At 40.6% G+C, this 14,816-nt stretch carries 14 protein-coding genes and 2 pseudogenes; 1 reads left to right on the top strand and 15 read right to left on the bottom strand.

Translation table 11 applies throughout. The features are described from left to right. Nucleotides 1–263: 263 nt before the first annotated feature. The 14 genes and pseudogenes from GOM47_RS05015 to eno form a co-directional block, all read right to left on the bottom strand. Nucleotides 264–1,256 carry an alpha-ketoacid dehydrogenase subunit beta gene (locus tag GOM47_RS05015; protein WP_235080012.1) on the bottom strand — a complete coding sequence of 331 codons (993 nt, stop codon included), beginning with the start codon at nt 1,254–1,256 and terminating at the stop codon, nt 264–266. A 15-nt stretch (nt 1,257–1,271) separates the two neighbouring features. After that, nucleotides 1,272–2,240, bottom strand: a complete 969-nt coding sequence (locus GOM47_RS05010; RefSeq protein ID WP_235080011.1) for a thiamine pyrophosphate-dependent dehydrogenase E1 component subunit alpha — start codon at nt 2,238–2,240, stop codon at nt 1,272–1,274. Nucleotides 2,241–2,385: 145 nt separating this feature from the next. Beyond that, nucleotides 2,386–3,750: an MATE family efflux transporter gene (locus GOM47_RS05005; RefSeq protein WP_235080010.1), complete on the bottom strand. Its 1,365-nt coding sequence runs from the start codon at nt 3,748–3,750 to the stop codon at nt 2,386–2,388. 46 nt (nt 3,751–3,796) lie between these two features. Then, entirely contained in the window at nt 3,797–5,065 is a 1,269-nt protein-coding gene (locus tag GOM47_RS05000; RefSeq protein ID WP_235080008.1) for a dihydroorotase, read from the bottom strand. A gap of 12 nt (nt 5,066–5,077) precedes the next feature. Continuing rightward, nucleotides 5,078–5,542 carry an NUDIX hydrolase gene (locus tag GOM47_RS04995; protein ID WP_235080007.1) on the bottom strand — a complete coding sequence of 155 codons (465 nt, stop codon included), beginning with the start codon at nt 5,540–5,542 and terminating at the stop codon, nt 5,078–5,080. Nucleotides 5,543–5,551: 9 nt separating this feature from the next. Beyond that, entirely contained in the window at nt 5,552–6,205 is a 654-nt protein-coding gene (locus GOM47_RS04990) for a uracil-DNA glycosylase (RefSeq protein WP_235080006.1), read from the bottom strand. Between the two features lie 61 nt (nt 6,206–6,266). After that, on the bottom strand, nt 6,267–6,959 hold the full coding sequence (locus tag GOM47_RS04985; protein ID WP_235080005.1) for a YjjG family noncanonical pyrimidine nucleotidase: 693 nt from the start codon (nt 6,957–6,959) through the stop codon (nt 6,267–6,269). A gap of 33 nt (nt 6,960–6,992) precedes the next feature. Beyond that, a pseudogene (locus tag GOM47_RS09685) lies at nt 6,993–7,538 on the bottom strand (hypothetical protein); the annotation flags it as partial. Nucleotides 7,539–7,626: 88 nt separating this feature from the next. Further along, nucleotides 7,627–8,130, bottom strand: a complete 504-nt coding sequence (locus GOM47_RS04980) for a hypothetical protein (RefSeq protein ID WP_235080004.1) — start codon at nt 8,128–8,130, stop codon at nt 7,627–7,629. A 284-nt stretch (nt 8,131–8,414) separates the two neighbouring features. Further along, nucleotides 8,415–8,957 (bottom strand): ClbS/DfsB family four-helix bundle protein, encoded by a 543-nt coding sequence (locus GOM47_RS04975; RefSeq protein WP_221160796.1) that lies wholly within the window; start codon nt 8,955–8,957, stop codon nt 8,415–8,417. A 108-nt stretch (nt 8,958–9,065) separates the two neighbouring features. After that, entirely contained in the window at nt 9,066–9,980 is a 915-nt protein-coding gene (locus tag GOM47_RS04970) for a C39 family peptidase (protein ID WP_235080003.1), read from the bottom strand. Between the two features lie 183 nt (nt 9,981–10,163). After that, nucleotides 10,164–10,999: pseudogene (locus tag GOM47_RS04965) on the bottom strand (AraC family transcriptional regulator). Between the two features lie 165 nt (nt 11,000–11,164). Next, nucleotides 11,165–11,659 (bottom strand): YkgJ family cysteine cluster protein, encoded by a 495-nt coding sequence (locus GOM47_RS04960; protein ID WP_000031476.1) that lies wholly within the window; start codon nt 11,657–11,659, stop codon nt 11,165–11,167. A gap of 127 nt (nt 11,660–11,786) precedes the next feature. Continuing rightward, the gene (eno, locus tag GOM47_RS04955; protein ID WP_125847471.1) at nt 11,787–13,091 is read right to left on the bottom strand and encodes a surface-displayed alpha-enolase; all 1,305 of its coding nucleotides are present in this window, start codon (nt 13,089–13,091) and stop codon (nt 11,787–11,789) included. A 163-nt stretch (nt 13,092–13,254) separates the two neighbouring features. Here eno and GOM47_RS04950 point away from each other — a divergent pair, with 163 nt between their 5' ends. Then, nucleotides 13,255–13,701 (top strand): DUF1694 domain-containing protein, encoded by a 447-nt coding sequence (locus tag GOM47_RS04950; protein WP_235081259.1) that lies wholly within the window; start codon nt 13,255–13,257, stop codon nt 13,699–13,701. Here the strand turns inward: GOM47_RS04950 and GOM47_RS04945 are convergent. Then, a complete protein-coding gene (locus GOM47_RS04945) occupies nt 13,698–14,813 on the bottom strand; it encodes a glycerate kinase (protein ID WP_235081258.1) in 1,116 nt (371 codons plus the stop codon). The genes GOM47_RS04950 and GOM47_RS04945 overlap by 4 nt on opposite strands. Nucleotides 14,814–14,816: the final 3 nt, after the last annotated feature.

The following is a 14,816-nucleotide window of genomic DNA, read 5'->3' as shown; positions in this document are numbered from 1 at the left end:
GATTGACGATGTGTTCGATGAACACAAGGAAATCTATCTTTTTTTCGCAGACCCCCGTCCGAATTCAATTAAATGATACTAAGGGCGTAAAAAGCGACTGAAAAATAGGAAATCGACGTAGGCTTCGATGAAGTCAAGGAGATTTATCTTTTTTCCGAGCTTTTAGCCCATGTTTAACTCTACAAGTAACTTGGACACAAAACGTGTCTCAAGCTACTACAGTTTAAAACCCAAAATGTTTACATAACTTATCTTATTCAACCTTATTCTTTGTTATAAGTCTTACGGATTGCATCTTTGATGCTTTCAACGGTTGGAATCATAGCATTTTCTAGGTTTTGTGCGTAAGGCATTGGCACATCTTCTCCGGCACAACGGCGGATTGGTGCATCTAGATAGTCAAATGCTTCTGATTCTGAAATAATTGCTGAAATCTCGCCGATATAGCCACTTGTTTTGTGGGCATCGTTGACCAGAACGACCTTTCCAGTCTTCTTAACTGAGTTAATGATGATATCCTTATCAAGCGGTACAAGGGTACGTGGGTCCACAATTTCAACCGAAATTCCTTCTTCTGCCAATTCTTCAGCTGCTTGAACCACACGGCGAAGCATTTTACCGTAAGTAACAACTGTTACATCCGTTCCTTCGCGTTTAATTTCGCCAACTCCAAGTGGGATTGTGTAGTCTGGATCAACTGGCACTTCCCCTTTTTGGTTAAATTCTGACTTGTACTCAAGAATGATAACAGGGTTATTATCACGGATAGAAGACTTAAGTAATCCTTTCATGTCAGCAGGTGTACCTGGTGCTACAACCTTAAGTCCAGGAATGTGAGTGAACCAAGACTCTAAGGATTGCGAGTGCTGTGCCGCAGAACCAACTCCGTTACCAGCTGCACATCGAACTGTCATTGGAACCTGACCTTTACCACCAAACATATAACGTGTTTTAGCAGCTTGGTTGACGATATTGTCCATGGCAATGACTGAGAAATCCATAAAGGTCATATCAACGATTGGGCGAAGTCCTGTCATAGCTGCTCCTGCTGCTGCTCCCGAGATGGCAGCTTCAGAAATCGGACAGTCACGGACACGTTCTGGACCAAATTCTTCAAGCATTCCGACAGAAGTTCCGAAGTCTCCTCCGAAGACACCGACGTCTTCTCCCATCAAGAGTACATTTTCATCGCGACGCATTTCCTCAGACATAGCAAGGATAATGGTGTCACGGAACGACATTGTTTTTGTTTCCATTTTATCTCTTTCTCCTTAGTCTGCGTAAATATCTTCAAATGCGGATTCTAGTGGTGGGAATGGGCTTTCTTCTGCAAATTTAACAGAGGCTTCTACTGCTTCCTTGACTTGTGCTTGGATTTCTTCCAATTCTTGAGCACTTGCAATGTTATTTTCAACAAGGTAGTTACGAAGGTTTTCGATTGGATCTTTTTGTTTCCACAATTCCACTTCTTCACGCGTACGATATTTACCAGGGTCAGATGATGAGTGACCAAGCCAGCGATAGGTTACACTTTCGATCAAGACTGGACCATTTCCTCCGCGAACATGGTCCACAGCTTTCTTAAACCCCTCATAGACGTCAATCACATTGTTTCCATCTTCGATAAACATTCCAGGGATTCCATATGCAGCACTACGGTGATGAATATGTTCTACATTGGTCATTTTCTTGATATCCGCAGAGATCCCATAACCGTTGTTAATACAGTAGAAAATGACTGGCAGGTTCCAGATAGAAGCCATATTTACTGCTTCGTGGAAAACACCTTCGTTGGTCGCACCATCTCCAAAGAAGCAAACAACGATTTTACCAGTATGTTGCATTTGCTGGCTAAGGGCTGCACCGACAGCAATCCCCATACCGCCACCTACGATACCGTTAGCTCCAAGGTTACCAGCATCAAGGTCAGCAATATGCATGGAACCACCTTTTCCTTTACAGGTTCCAGTGTACTTACCAAGGATTTCTGCCATCATTCCATTGAGGTCAATCCCTTTGGCGATAGCTTGCCCGTGTCCACGGTGGTTGGAAGTAATCAAGTCATCTTCATTCAAAGCGAGCATAGCACCAACGTTTGCTGCTTCCTCACCAACCGAAAAGTGAGTCATACCAGGAACTTTCCCTTTTTTTACTAATTGTGCAATTTTTAAGTCCATTCGACGGATTTCTTCCATCTTACGGAACATCTCTAGCAAGAGATTTCTATCTAAAGTTGACATAATCTCGCCTTTCTAGGTTTAAAGTTTTATGTCCTCATTCTATCGCATTATGAAAGCACTGTCAAAATATATGCTTAGATTCTTTCACAAAATACAAAAAGAAAACCCCAGTTTATCGGGATTTTCTATAAATTAAAACATTTTTTCACAAAGTTAATTTGACATTGGAAACTTCAAATCTTTTCATAATTTTTTGCAAACGCCATTGATAGAGGATAGCACTAACGACCAAACTCGCTATTAGACCAATCCAGTAAGAATAGGCTCCCAAAGTTGTCACATGATCTAAGAATAAGCCTAATGGAATGGACACAGCCCAGTAAGCAATTACTCCTAGATAGAAGGGAACAACCGTATCCTTATAGCCTCTCAGTATTCCTTGTAAAGGAGCTGCAACGGTGTCAGCTAACTGGAAAAAAAGACTATAAGTTAGGAAGGTAGATGTTAGATCAATGAAATCAGGATTATTTCCATATAAACTGGCTACGACATCTCTCAAAATATAGAGAAAGCTCAATGTAAAGCCTGCAAATATCAGTGCTATACAACGTCCAAGTTTGATATAGGTCTTGGCATCATCAAAACGCTTAGCCCCCACCTCATAAGAAACAACGATGGCCATGGCAGAAGAAATACTCATGGGAAAAGCATACATGAGCGTCGAAAAGTTCATGGCTGACTGGTGGCTGGCAATAATCATAGACGAAAACTTAGCCATAATCAAACCAACGACTGAAAAAATGATGACTTCAGCAAAAACAGTTCCACCAATTGGTAATCCCAAGCGAATTCCCTCTATAATTCTCTCTAATTTCAGAGGGGCGCGTCGTTCTAAATGAAATTCTTTTAGATTTTTCTGCTTAATCAAGATGATAATAGAAATTCCTAGTAGGCACCAATAGGCAAGTGAGGTTCCCAGCCCTGCTCCTGCTCCACCTAACTCTGGAAACCCAAAAGCTCCGTAGATTAATAAATAATTAAACCCACAATTTAAAGGCAATAAAATGAGCATGAGATACATGGATAGTTTGGTCAAACCGAGAGAATCAAGTAGCGATCGGATAACACTAAAGAGCAACAAGGGAATAATCCCGATAGAAAGGTACCAAAGATAAGAAACCGCAACTGTCGCCACTTGGGCTTCTAGTCCGATATGGTTTAAGACTGGAGGCGCTAGAAAAAGCACCATGCCAAGCAAAACCAAAGATAGCCCGAAAGCTAAATAGATGAATTGGTAAAAGTCAGATGCTACTTCTTCCTTTTTGCCTCTTCCTAGATGATGGCCGATGATGGGAACCATGGCCGAAACAATCCCTGTTAAAAAGGTAAAGAAAGGATTCCAGAGACTCGTTGCAGTTGAAACACCAGCCAAGTCCATGGTATTGTACTGCCCCGTCATGGTTGTATCGACAAAAGAGGCAGAATAATTGGCAAACTGATAAATCAGGATAGGGAAAAATATCTTAAGAAATAAGACAAACTTATCTTTAAATTGATGGGTTTGGTACATACACTCACTCTCAATTCTTAAAAACTATAGAGCAGGTTTTCCCCATTTAACCCTGATAGACGATTTCGCCTTTACAGATAGTGTACTTAACCTGTCCCTTAAGAGTTTCACCGATAAATGGCGAATTGGCAGCTTTAGAAGCAAAGTTTGGTCCGATAAGACGATCAGCCTTGTCATCAAAGATGGTGATATCCGCTGGACCATTTTCAGCCAAGTAGCCTGCTTCAAAATCATACAGTTTAGCTGGATTGACAGTCATTTTTTCTAGTAATTCCATCAAGCTTAGCTCACCAGCTTCCACCAAATAAGTCAAACCAAGAGAAAGAGAGGTTTCCAAACCTGTCATACCAGATGGCGCTTTGGTGATATCTTCTACATTTTTTTCATCTGCATGGTGAGGCGCGTGGTCTGTCGCAATCACAGTGATGACACCTGACTTGAGGCCTTCGATAACGGCTTGACGATCTGACTCTAGACGTAGCGGAGGATTCATTTTAGCATTGCTTCCTTGAGTCAAGAGGAGGGTTTCTGTCTTAGAGAAATGTTGCGGTGCCACTTCTGCTGTGACTTGAGCCCCCAGTCCCTGAGCAAATTCTACTACTTTAACACTTTCTTCCTTAGACAAATGCTGGATGTGAACATGGGCCTTGGTTGCATAGGCAATCATGACATCACGCGCAATCATGGCGTATTCTGCTACCCCTGTCGCTCCGCAAAAACGGAAATGTTCTTTGGCGATATTTTCATTGAAACCAAGAACACCATTCAAACCAGGGTCTTCCTCATGAAGGCAGACAAAAGTGCCAAGTTTTTTAGCAGTTTCCAAGGCTTCTTTGAGAACCTTGCTACTTTCAAGCGGAATTCCATCATCTGAAAATCCAACGGCTCCAGCTTCTAAAAGTGCCTTAAAGTCAGTCAAGTCTTGGCCATTAAAGTTCTTGGTAATAGTCGCAACCGTTTTGACGTTAATCTTTTCCTTGGCAGCAGACTGGAGAACTTCTTGCAAGGTCTCTACATCCGAGATGGTAGGGTTCGTATTAGCCATCATGACAACCGTTGTGAAACCACCTGCCGCTGCCGCTAGTGCACCGGTATGAATATCCTCCTTGTGGGTTTGACCAGGCTCACGGAAGTGAACATGAATGTCCACTAAACCAGGCGCTACTACTAGACCAGTCGCATCTAGGACTTGCGCTCCGTCTGCCTTGATTTCTGGAGCAATTTCAACAATTTTTGTGTCTTTAACCAAGACATCACATACTTGATCCAAACCAGACTTAGGATCCATCACACGACCATTTTTAATTAATAACATATCTTCTCTCCTTTATTCATAAAAATCAACTCGGGTATCCAATAATTTGTCCCCATCATAAACAAACTTGGCTGAAAAGAAGGGTTTGTCCTCTAAAAGCCACTCAACAAAGGTGTGATCACCTTCCCAAGTTGGCTTGCTCAAAACTTCATCATAGGGAACCCATTCTAGCGTCCCCTCATTGCAGTCAATCAAATCACCTTCAAACTCTGTCACCTTAAAAACATAGGTGTACCAGTCTAAATCTGGTGTGAATTCTGGAAAAGTGATAATGCCTTTTAGAACTGGCTTAGCTTTCAAACCCGTTTCCTCGAAGATTTCACGCGCTGCGCATTCCTGAGGTGTCTCCCCTCGCTCTAACTTACCACCCACACCAATCCATTTGCCTTCATGGACATCATTCAGCTTCTTATTACGATGCAGCATGAGCAGTTCTTTTCCGTTATCAATGTAGCAAATCGTCGCTAACTGAGGCATATTCTCTCCTTATCTAAGCCAATCAATTGGCTCTTGTCCTGTCTCTGTTAAGAATGCATTAGCCTTGGAAAAAGGCTTGGAACCCCAAAATCCTCTAAAAACAGATAACGGACTGGGATGGGCTGATTCGATAATCAAGTGGTGAGGATTGGTAACCAAGGCCTTCTTCTTACGTGCATAGGTCCCCCAGAGTACAAAGACTACAGGTCTATCTAGATTATTGACCACCTGAATCACAGCATCTGTAAAAGGCTCCCATATCTGCCCAGCATGGCCATTGGCCTGACCAGCAGGAACCGTCAAGCAAGCATTGAGAAGTAAGACTCCTTGCTCAGCCCAAGCCGTCAAATCATGTGATTTCTTAACCCCAATATCATCTGACAATTCTTTCAAGATATTTTGCAAGGATGGTGGCGCTGGAATAGCATCGGGTACAGAAAAACTCAAGCCCTGAGCCTGACCTGGTCCGTGATAGGGATCCTGCCCTAGAATCACCACCTTAACCTCTTCAAGCGGTGTAGTCAACAGAGCCTGAAAAACTTTTTCCCTGGGCGGATAAACAGTTTCCTGAGCATAAACTCGTTCCATAAACTGATTGATTTTCCCAAAATAACCTTCAGGTAATCGCTCCTTAATCAAAGCATGCCAAGATGAGTGTTGCATAGCCAACTCCTTCGTTTTTACTGCTTCTATTATAGCAAAAAGTGGCTATCTAAACCACTTTTTACAGTTTATCTAAACAATCCAGCAAGTCTTGATAAGAATGGACTTCATAGGTCGGCTGGGCTTGCGTGTGATTTTCGAGGTGATGAGGGTTGTACCAGATAGTATTAATGCCGGCATTATTCCCACCTTGAATGTCGGCAGTTAGAGAATCTCCAATCATCAGCGTATTTTCTTTATCAAAACCAGCAATTTGCTGACCAATTTTTTCATAGAATAGTGCATCAGGTTTTTGCGTTTGCAACTGCTCGGAAATAAAGACTTGGTTGAAATAGGGAGCCAGACCTGATTGAGCCAAACGTCCTGTCTGAATGGCAGTAATGCCATTTGTCGCAGCGTACAGCTCATAATCACGCTCAATGAGACTGTCCAAAAGTTCATGAGCACCTGAAAAAGTTTGTCCCTGTTGGGCTAAGTAAAATTGGTAACGCTGGGCAAGTAACCTACCGTCTTTTTCCAGTCCAAAATGAGCAAATAAACGAGAAAAGCGCGTGTTAACCAGCTCTTGTTTACTAATTTTCTTTTGCTCCAAGTCCTTCCAGAGAGCTTTGTTCATGGGAACGTAATAGTCTTTATAGGCTTGAATATCCGCAACCCCTTCTTCCTTTAGAAGTTGCGTCAGTGCCACATCCTCAGCAACATCAAAATCAAGAAGAGTGTGATCTAGGTCCAAGAGTAAAAATTTGTAGGGCATTGAGTTTCCTTTCTGAGTGAGAACAAGTCGATAATATTTATTTGGGAAATATTCTTTTCCCAATTGCCATAAATACTGATCAATCTCTTTAAGATTAAATTCTTCTAATCCGTAATATTCTCTAAAAGCAATAATTATATTTTTAAATTTTTGATAATCTTTTAGATCTGCATTCTTAAATTTAGAAAATTTATCTGTTTTTCTAAAGTATTTCAATACCTTTTCTACGTAGCTATCATAAATAGGGTATTCGTTAGGGTTATGATAAGAACAGTATTTGGTAGAAAAAGAATAAAACTTTCTAGTGACTCCATTAATAGTAACATTTTGAATTTCATTGACTAAAGTTACATCACCTTGTCTCAACCTCTCATCAATTTTAAGACTTAGAATATGTTCTGCAACTGGATAAACTGAAAAAATATTGGTAAAAGCTCAAAAAATAATTTATCTAAAGCATCTTCTTGCAACTGATAATTTTTAAGATTTTTCCACGTTTTCAAGTATTTTCCTACTTCAATGGCTGACGGTTTAGATATAACAATATCTGATTTCTGTCTTCTTATAGTTAATTTGCATACTTACCTCACTTAAAGTAGTTGTTAAAATAATTGATAGATTTATTATAGCATATTACAAAACGAATGGGTAAGCTCTTTATTCGTCTCTACCCCAACTCCTTGGCTATTCTGCTTTTTTCAAGTTTTCCCTTAGTAATTCGTTTCCATAAAACAAGTGGATTCAGACTATAGGATAAACGTAGGAAGTAATAATTTATCCATTCGATTAGTGCAAAAAGCTGTATTAGTGTGGCTAAGATAGTCACTTGGACACTCTGGGTATTCCAAACTATAAAAGGAAAGCCTGAAATAAGTAAAACAAGGTCTAGTATTCTGAAACCACCATATAGTTTGGGGACACTTCCACTTCCGAACTGGGGATTCGATAGTCTTCTAATCAAAATTGCCCAATAGATTGAGCCTTGAAGCAAAATAAATGTCAGTAAAGACAAAGGATAGAGAATGTTTACTAGACTATTCTCATCACCAAGCCGATTTTTCAAAAGGAAAAAACAAAACCAAAAGGATAGGACGGCTGTGAACTCTCCCAAACAGAGGGACACCAACTCTTTTCTAACGTTCTCTTTTTGTATGTTCATCATCTCACCCATCTATCTATCAACCTATATCAGAAAAAAGCCATTCGAGGCATTTTCTAGTCAAGATTTCTCAGAATCAAGACATTCTAAGCATCGAACAGCTCTATTACTTTAATATCATTGTGATTCTAAACTTAGAATTACATTAAAATAAATGTTTTAGGGCTATTCTAAGTCTATGATAGCCTTAAATTTTAATTTTTGAAGGATTCTAAAGCTAGAATAGTTCAAAAATCACGAGAATAAAGCTTTTCGAAGCTTAGAAGAACCTTTGGTGAATTTCAATAGCACTTCAACTAACTACTCTTACAATTTCTCTGATGAGCTTTGAGTTTTTTCAGAGCCCAATCATAGTGACTGGAAGTGGCACTGACAAAGTAGGAACCTAGACTTGTTCCTCCCGTCCACTTATAGACACCTTTTGTGAACAATTCGTCATTGCTGAAGCCTTCCATCAACTCTAAAACCTCTTTATGCGATTGATTGAGGAGTTTGGTCGCTTCTTCTAAGGACGTTCTCTGGTGCTTCTTCCAAAAAGCGACATTCATTTCTCCATAAGTTTTCCAATTATAAGGTTCAGGGAGAAAAGGTCTTTCATGACCCTTTTGATTGGAATGTACCCAGGTTAAAAGTAACTGATGCCATTCATAGAGATGGATCAGAACATCTCTTAGATTTTTATCTCTTTTCCAGTGAGCTTCTTTTTTCTTTTGGTCTTTTGAAAAATCAAAAGGAGTCTGCAGTTCCTCTTCACTTAATTTAGATATAAAGTGATTGAGCTTTTCATAGTTTTCCTTAGAGGCTAACACTAATTCCTCTTTTGTTCTTGGTCTAGGCATAGGAGTTCTCCCTTCATTTTTTAGTTGGATATGCTATTTCCTCACTTCATTATACCATAATCAAAAAGCAGTTCTTTACGAAAAACTGCTTTTACTAACCATTTGTCACTACTTTACATATAAATCTCTAAAGCGACGGTCCGCTTCAGCTATCTGATAGAACAAATGGGATAGTTCTTGGTAATCTTCTTTTAAACATGAAAGGTGGGCTTGGCCAAATAAAGTAGCCAATTCTTCTTTTAATCTTGCCCCTTCGGGATCATGGTCTTTTAAGAATTTACTGAGATAGAGATTTCGAACAGCAGCAAGTTTAAAGCTGAAGTACTGATGCAATTGTTTTTGCTCCGTATTTAAGCCGTTTTCAGCAACTGCTTTTGCATAGCATTCCAAAACACCGTTTTGGCCATTCAAATATCGGTTCTTCATAATCCTTGCTGTTTCCTGATAGATTTCAGTCTGACTAGGACTCTTGACCTTCTTAAAATTTCCCCACATGGAGTATGCTCCGCGCTTATAGTCAATATCCTCTGCCTTCCAGGCTTCTAAGATGTCATTAAAAGCAACCTTCATACAGGCAAACCCAGCTGGATCGTGTAAATAAAGATACTGATTATCAATGTCATACACGGTTACAAAGTGATCCACACCATAAAGGATTGTGTGATTGGGATTGTAGGTCAGATGGCCCATATCAAGAGGTCCCAGTACGACAGGTCCATTGGACAGAAATGTTTCCAACTTTCTTTTAACCTCTTCTAAATCTACTTTCACTCCATCTTTTAGATAGAAGTCCTCATAGTCAAACCCAAGTATTTTTAAAGAATGAGAGATTGAAAGATCTGGCATTCCGTTATCAAAGAATACTAGAGGGTGCCGGTCATCTTCCTTTACGATACTAGCGCCATTTCCCATCACCATAATTGCCTCTAAAAACTCTGCTTTAAAGTCATAACCATAGGCATCCAGTGCCATTGCCAATGAATAACTATAGCAAAGCGACACATCTCCAAAATACATCTGCATATCCCTGCCTCCTTATCTTCTATGGGACTATTATACTGAGAAAACTATTCGCATGCCCCATAAAATCCAAACAAAAAATATGGTATGTTTAATTTACGGACATGAATGTCAACAATAAAAAACTCTGTAGAGATTCTTTCTACAGAGTTAGGTTTGCATCTTTATAAAAAGTCAGAAAATTATCTAGCCCTTAATCACCGGAATCCAGAGTTCCATTTGATAGTCTGGTGACGACATATCACCTTCAGTATAGACTTCGAAATCTGGCGCTCCTGAGTGGCGATAGCCAGTCTCTGGAAAAAAGACCTCCAAGACATATTCCAAGCATGGTGAATGCTAGCTGGTATAGGACCTTTGACTGGTACGATAGCATATTCAGCGGCTGGGATATCTTTGATGAACAGACCTAGCTCGTCTGCTTTCGCTTTATCCACGACATCATAAGCAGCCATGTAGTTGATGATTTCGCCTTCTTTGACATCCGAGCAGACACCAAAAGATTGGCCACTACCCAAACTTTCTAGGTTTTCAATGCTGTGATTGGCATAGAGTTCCTCCCATGCAGACGGGCACTGACTATTGTCAATAGTTTCCAATAGGACGCCTGCCACGGTAAATGCAGGCTTCTTTTGAATCTTGATATCCATGTTCTTTCCTCCTGTAATCTTTAAGGATAATTGAAGTCTAGGAAAGATCCGATAAGGTTTTCCATTTCGAACTTCTGAGGGGGGTGCCCCATGGAATTTCTTAAATGCTGTGCTGAAGGCGTCAGCAGACTCGTAGCCGTACTTCATTGCTATGTCAATGATTTTGTCAGAGCCTTCCCGCAAGTCTGTCACAGCTTCTGACAACCTGCGATTGCGCAAGTATTCTGCTAATGTCATATCAGCCAGGATAGAAAATAGCCTGCTAAAGAGCGGGTATGAATAGCCCGATAGCTGCTGAAATCTTTTCATATCCACTTCTTCAGAAAGTTGCTGCTCCAAATAATCCATGGCTTGATTGAATTGATGCATCATATTCTTTTCTTCTCACCTCCACAAGATACAAAGGTCATTAAAAGCAAAGTGAAATTTTGTCTTTTTCGCATAGCTTTTAGGCAGTGTTCAATTCTATCTATATTCTAACAAATACAAGATACTTCCGCCCTAGAATATTTGTACAAGGTTTAAAGGTTCAACTCCTTATAACTTATCTTTTAATTTCTCAACAAAGAGATAAGCCGCTGGGCAGGTCAAGGTATTCTTAATCGTCAAATGGTTGATTTGATGGATCTTTTTACGATCTGTATGAGGGAATTCACGACAAGCCTTTGGACGAACATCATAGATGGAACAGAGATTATCTCCTCCTAGAAAGGGACAGGGCATGGATTTGAAAACCTTATCCCCATCTTCATCTACCTGCAGAAATTCCGCTTCAAAAGCTGGTAATTTCATCTTAAAGTACTTAGCAATACGTGTAATATCTGCCTCTTTGAAGTCGGGTCCCAATGTCTTGCAACAGTTAGCACAGGCGGTGCAATCAATCTCAGCAAAGACTTCTTGGTGAATCTGCTGGGCAATCTTATCTAAGTTTTTAGGAGGTTTTTTCTTTAGATTAGCTAACACTTTGCGGTGCTCCTTCTGCTTTTGCAGTGCTAGTTGGTGATAATACTCAATATCAATCTCTTTAGACATAATTTCTTCCTAATACAAGTGTTTTTGTCTATTATACCATAAACACTGCCCCCTTTTTGCCCCCTGAACAGAAAAAAGCCCTTCGGATAAAATCCGAGGGGCTTCAAACCTTGTTCACTGAACTAGATTATTTTTTAAGGTTGTAGAATGATTTCAATCCACGGTATTCAGCTACTTCACCAAGTTGGTCTTCGATACGAAGCAATTGATTGTATTTAGCGATACGGTCTGTACGTGAAAGTGAACCTGTCTTGATTTGTCCTGCGTTTGTTGCAACTGCGATGTCAGCGATTGTTGAATCTTCAGTTTCACCTGAACGGTGTGATACAACAGCAGTGTAACCAGCTTCTTTCGCCATTTCAATAGCGTCGAATGTTTCAGTAAGAGTACCGATTTGGTTAACTTTGATAAGGATTGAGTTAGCAGCGCCTTCAGCGATACCTTTTGCAAGGTAAGAAGTGTTTGTTACGAAGAAGTCGTCACCAACCAATTGAACTTTACCACCAAGACGTTCAGTAAGAGCTTTCCAACCGTCCCAGTCGTTTTCATCCATACCATCTTCGATAGTGATGATTGGGTATTTGTTTACCAATTCTTCAAGGTAGTCGATTTGTTCTGCAGCAGTACGTACAGCAGCTCCTTCACCTTCGAATTTAGTGTAGTCGTAAACTTTACGTTCTTTATCGTAGAATTCTGATGATGCACAGTCAAATCCGATAAATACGTCTTTACCTGGAACATAACCAGCAGCTTCGATAGCAGCAAGGATAGTTTCAACTCCGTCTTCAGTTCCTTCAAAACGAGGAGCGAATCCACCTTCGTCACCTACGGCAGTTTCCAAACCACGTGATTTAAGGATTTTCTTAAGAGCGTGGAAGATTTCAGCACCCCAACGAAGAGCTTCTTTGAATGATGGTGCACCAGCAGGTACGATCATGAATTCTTGGAAAGCGATTGGAGCATCTGAGTGAGAACCACCGTTGATGATGTTCATCATTGGAGTTGGAAGAACTTTAGTGTTGAATCCACCAAGGTAGCTGTAAAGTGGGATTTCAAGGTAGTCAGCAGCAGCACGAGCTACAGCGATAGAGACACCAAGAATTGCGTTTGCACCCAATTTACCTTTGTTAGGAGTACCGTCAAGAGCGATCATAGCACGGTCGATAGCTTGTTGATCACGTACATCGTAGCCGATAATTGCTTCAGCAATGATGTTATTTACGTTGTCAACAGCTTTTTGTGTACCAAGACCACCGTAACGAGATTTGTCACCGTCGCGAAGTTCAACTGCTTCGTGTTCACCAGTAGAAGCTCCTGATGGAACCATACCACGTCCGAAAGCACCTGATTCAGTATAAACTTCTACTTCAAGTGTTGGGTTACCGCGTGAGTCTAGGACTTCGCGAGCGTAAACATCAGTAATAATTGACATTTCTTACTCTCCTTTGAGCTTATTTATTTTACACCTCTATGATACCTCAAATACACGCCTTTTTCAAGGAAAAACGTTATCTTTGTGCAAATTTTCCTTAACTTTATAAAGTAATCGCTTTCTTTGGTCTGTTTTCTCATAGCTTTTGTGATATACTAATTTTATGACAGATTTATCAAAACAACTACTAGAAAAGGCTCACGGTGGGCCAAAACTAAACCCGGATGAACAACGTCGTTTTCTCGGCACTTTCGAGGAAAGAGTTCTTGGATATGCGGATGTTGAGACGGCCAATAGCCTTCAACTCCAAAAAGGATTTTTAACGATTTTGGAAAACTTTCAAGAAAAGACAGAGAGTCTTTTTGTGAAGATTTCCCCAAATATCGAGTTTGACAAACAAGTCTTTTACTTAAAACAAGCAAAGGAAAGCAACTGCCAGGCGACTATTGTTTCAGACGATCATATCACCTCTCCTTTTGGTCTAGTTATTCACACGAATGAACCTGTTCAAGTAGATGAAAAGGACCTTAGACTTGCATTCTCGAATCTCTGGGAGGAGAAAAAGACAGAAACTCCGAAAAAATCCATCTGGAAAAAATGGTTGGGTTAATTCTTCCTCAACTTTAATAAACGACCAATATTAGCAGCTGTGTGCTCCAAATAGAGGCTTGCTTTTTTCAGACTATCTTCTAGTGGTTCACTTTTCTCTAAAATAGAAAAGGCTGCCTGTATATTTTCGAATGGTAGGGGAGGCAAATCGTCAGCAAGACTACCGCAAATAGCGATAACAGGAACTCCGTTAGGGGTTCTTTTTGCTACACCGATAGGAGCTTTTCCAGCAAAGCTTTGACAGTCCAGTCTGCCCTCTCCGACAATAACCAAGTCAGCACCTGCAACTTTCTTATCAAAGTCAATCAAATCCAAACAGGTGTCAATCCCAGATACGATACTAGCCTCAGCAAAGGCGCAGAGTCCAGCAGCAATCCCACCTCCAGCTCCTGCTCCTTTCAGAGATAGGGTGGAAGATGAGAATTTTTCATAGAACCGCCACATAGCCAAATCTACTGTCTCAAACAAAGCAGGATCCAAGCCCTTTTGTTTTCCAAATGTATAGGTTGCCCCTTGATGACCACATAAAGGGCTCACGACATCTGCTAAAATGCGAATCTTCACATCTTCGGGAATCCTATACAACTCGCTGTCTGAAACCGACTCGAACTCAAGCAAAGTCTGACCGCAAGCTGGCAATTCCTTTCCATTCTTATCATGAAAACGATAACCTAAGCCAGCAGCAATGCCTATCCCACCGTCATTACTAGCCGTACCACCTACACCGATATAGATTTCTTTCATCCCTTGATCAATGAGATGGCGAATCAACTCTCCGATACCGCGAGTTTGGATGTGGAGAGGATTTCGTTTCTCATGAGGGATCTTTCCTAAACCAACCAAGTCAGCAACTTCAAAGAGCGCTGTTTGATTTTTCTGAAAGTAGCGCATTGCTTCATTTAGGCCAAAAGGTCCCGTCACCTCTTGCCATTTTTTTTCGAGTTCAAGAGAATGTTGAATAGCATCTACAGTTCCTTCCCCACCATCACCAACAGGGCAAAGCAGACATTCTACATCTGTTATTGACTGTTCAAAACCTCTTTTTATAGCTTGAGCGACCTCTTCTGCCGTCAAACTTTCTTTAAAAGAATCGGGTGCAATTACAATTTTCATAGT

The sequence above is a fragment of the Streptococcus oralis genome, from assembly GCF_021497945.1.
Lineage (GTDB): Bacteria > Bacillota > Bacilli > Lactobacillales > Streptococcaceae > Streptococcus > Streptococcus oralis_BR.
This window is presented reverse-complemented; position numbering and strand designations above follow the sequence as displayed.

Coding starts and splice junctions, on each gene's coding strand:
- GOM47_RS05015 (WP_235080012.1), bottom strand. CDS start 1,256: ATGGAAACAAAAACAATGTCGTTCCGTGACACCATTATCCTTGCTATG.
- GOM47_RS05010 (WP_235080011.1), bottom strand. CDS start 2,240: ATGTCAACTTTAGATAGAAATCTCTTGCTAGAGATGTTCCGTAAGATG.
- GOM47_RS05005 (WP_235080010.1), bottom strand. CDS start 3,750: ATGTACCAAACCCATCAATTTAAAGATAAGTTTGTCTTATTTCTTAAG.
- GOM47_RS05000 (WP_235080008.1), bottom strand. CDS start 5,065: ATGTTATTAATTAAAAATGGTCGTGTGATGGATCCTAAGTCTGGTTTG.
- GOM47_RS04995 (WP_235080007.1), bottom strand. CDS start 5,542: ATGCCTCAGTTAGCGACGATTTGCTACATTGATAACGGAAAAGAACTG.
- GOM47_RS04990 (WP_235080006.1), bottom strand. CDS start 6,205: ATGCAACACTCATCTTGGCATGCTTTGATTAAGGAGCGATTACCTGAA.
- GOM47_RS04985 (WP_235080005.1), bottom strand. CDS start 6,959: ATGCCCTACAAATTTTTACTCTTGGACCTAGATCACACTCTTCTTGAT.
- GOM47_RS04980 (WP_235080004.1), bottom strand. CDS start 8,130: ATGGGTGAGATGATGAACATACAAAAAGAGAACGTTAGAAAAGAGTTG.
- GOM47_RS04975 (WP_221160796.1), bottom strand. CDS start 8,957: ATGCCTAGACCAAGAACAAAAGAGGAATTAGTGTTAGCCTCTAAGGAA.
- GOM47_RS04970 (WP_235080003.1), bottom strand. CDS start 9,980: ATGCAGATGTATTTTGGAGATGTGTCGCTTTGCTATAGTTATTCATTG.
- GOM47_RS04960 (WP_000031476.1), bottom strand. CDS start 11,659: ATGTCTAAAGAGATTGATATTGAGTATTATCACCAACTAGCACTGCAA.
- eno (WP_125847471.1), bottom strand. CDS start 13,091: ATGTCAATTATTACTGATGTTTACGCTCGCGAAGTCCTAGACTCACGC.
- GOM47_RS04950 (WP_235081259.1), top strand. CDS start 13,255: ATGACAGATTTATCAAAACAACTACTAGAAAAGGCTCACGGTGGGCCA.
- GOM47_RS04945 (WP_235081258.1), bottom strand. CDS start 14,813: ATGAAAATTGTAATTGCACCCGATTCTTTTAAAGAAAGTTTGACGGCA.